2 protein-coding genes are annotated in these 2,181 nt (G+C 61.3%); one reads left to right on the forward strand and one right to left on the reverse strand.

What is annotated here, in order from left to right; translation table 11 throughout:
* Nucleotides 1-290 precede the first annotated feature (290 nt).
* Entirely contained in the window at nucleotides 291-1,133 is an 843-nt protein-coding gene (locus IRZ31_RS21260) for a hypothetical protein (RefSeq protein ID WP_297157748.1), read from the forward strand.
* A gap of 110 nt (nucleotides 1,134-1,243) precedes the next feature.
* Here the strand turns inward: IRZ31_RS21260 and IRZ31_RS21265 are convergent, their stop codons facing one another.
* Nucleotides 1,244-1,723 carry a hypothetical protein gene (locus IRZ31_RS21265; protein ID WP_297157750.1) on the reverse strand — a complete coding sequence of 160 codons (480 nt, stop codon included), beginning with the start codon at nucleotides 1,721-1,723 and terminating at the stop codon, nucleotides 1,244-1,246.
* Nucleotides 1,724-2,181: the final 458 nt, after the last annotated feature.

Below are 2,181 nucleotides of genomic sequence, written 5' to 3' on the forward strand. Positions count from 1 at the left end.
CCCTCCCTGTCGCGCTTGCCCTGTACCATCGATGACAGTACAATAAGGGCAGGGTGTCTAAAGATGTCTGTTCCTGGATAATGGAAATGCTGATCGGAGCAACCGTCACAGCCACCTGACTCTCTGCGGCCTGTCTGTTGGCTCGTCCGCTCGCTCCAGCCTGATCCAGGCCGGGCGGAGGGAAAGAAGAGAGCAGGGGGAAAGGCATGCATCACCTCTCTTCCTTCTGTAGTCAGGAAGCAGCTGTCGGTCTGTGATCAACCAGTCAGTGCTCTAAGGGGAGGCGAGCCATGTACACCAGGCAAGCAACAAGCGACGAAGCGACAGAGATGCTGGTCGAGCAGAAGCTGAACGCCTTCGCACGCCTGCGCCCCGAATTTGAAGCTGCGTTTCTCTTTGTCCAGCAGGTGCAGGGGCAGGAGCGCTTTGCGACCTTCCCTGTCGAGATGACGGTGCGCTATTTCCATGCTCTTTGGATCTGTGAGTGCAAAGACCGACTACTGAGCGTGCCCAAGACCATCGAGCGCTACGAGGGCGAGCGCTGTCTGCAGCTGCTGCGCGGCTGGCAGGAGGGCGAGACCGCCGAAGTGGTTGCTTTCCTGCAACGGCGGCTGGACGCTATGCCTTTTGCTGATCTCACGCGCCAGATCCAGGAGGCTCACCGTCAGGCGCAAGAGGGGTCAAATCTGCTGCTGCTGCGACTCCGTCATGGTCGGGCCGTGCTCCTGAATCGCGTGATGAATCTGCTCCAGGCCCTGGATGCGATCTTCAGTCTGGACGAGGAGACGTTGCGCAGGCAGGTGCGGGAGGCCTGCCGCCGCTATGGCCACGAGCCGGAGCAGATCGAGGCTCAGCTGGCTGAATTGCGTTCGCCGCTCTATGCCTATCTGCCCCATCGTCTGCTGGCCCGCGAGAATATGCTCGTCATGAATCGTCTGGGGGCGGGCGCCTGCACGGGTCAAGAGCGACGTCTCTGGGGTGAAGCCCGACCTCAGACCGAAGGGGGGCCGCGGGCCCACCTCCTCGTTGATGGCTATCGCGATCTCACTTCGACGCGCAATCCTGTGCGCATGAGCCGCGCCATCAGCCAGCTTATCGGCGCCAGTTTGCCGCTGGCCGCAAGCGCCGGCTGAGGCTGAGCCCACTCGCCCGCTCTGCCAATCAAGGCTGAAGCGGCCTGCAGCCAGCCAGCCGCGCTGGTGTGGAGGGGGAGGAGCCGGAACGCACCTGGGCACCTGCCGATTTAGCGGCCCCGCCCGCCTCGACTCCTCTCACCTGCCTCCACCTCGTCCAGCGATTGGAAGATCAGGCCGTCCACCGGCTCATCCTCGCTGAGGCCAGCCTGCGCTGTCTCAGCGCGCGCTCCTGCAGAGGCGGGCCTCGCGCTGGCGAAGGCACTGAGTATGTGCCCGATCAGGGTCAGCAAAAGGCTGTAAAAGATAGTGGTGGCGATAGTGCCGAAGAGGAAAGCCAGCGGTCCCGTGAGGTCAAGCCAGCTCACGCTGCTGCCCGCAATCATCCGCACATACGGAGAACTGTCCGGACTGACGAGGAAGGCCCCACTGCTGCCGGGCGCAAGCCCGAGCTGGATGAGACGCTGATAGGTACTCCAGATCAGGTATACCTCCACTGCGGCAGTGGCCAGCCCAAGAACCATGATCAACCTGGCGGCTAAATGACAGAGCCGCGCGAATTTTCCTTGAGCAAGGAGATCTTTCCACATACGTTGTGCGCTTCCCTTCCCTGTAGGGATGGACAATACTGCCTTCGGAACCGGCGGCTGGCCTGGACTTGAGCAGGCAATCGCTTCATCCTGAACGAGGCTAGCAGCCCCGCCCTGGCCAGCCGGACCGATCTCCTGGCCGCTCACTGTGCTTCTTCGTTCCCTTCTCGCCCGGTTTGGTGCCCTCTTAGCTGTTCCTGCTGACCAACAGCGACGCGCCGCGGCGCCCGTTAGCTGTAGCAGGACGGTTATTAGTATTAGTATAGTACACAGGCCGGGATTGTCGCTTATATAGCCCGCCTGGTCTCCTTGCCTCGCTTCTTCGTCGCCAGCTGGCTGCCGGAAGCCACAGGTCACCCGGTCGCTTTCCTTGACGCGCGCGCTGCCGGATGGTATCATCCTTCCATCAGCCTATACGGATATATATAAGATCTGCAGGGTAGCAACAAACAAAGAAG

Source organism: Thermogemmatispora sp., assembly GCF_019683635.1.
Lineage (GTDB): Bacteria > Chloroflexota > Ktedonobacteria > Ktedonobacterales > Ktedonobacteraceae > Thermogemmatispora.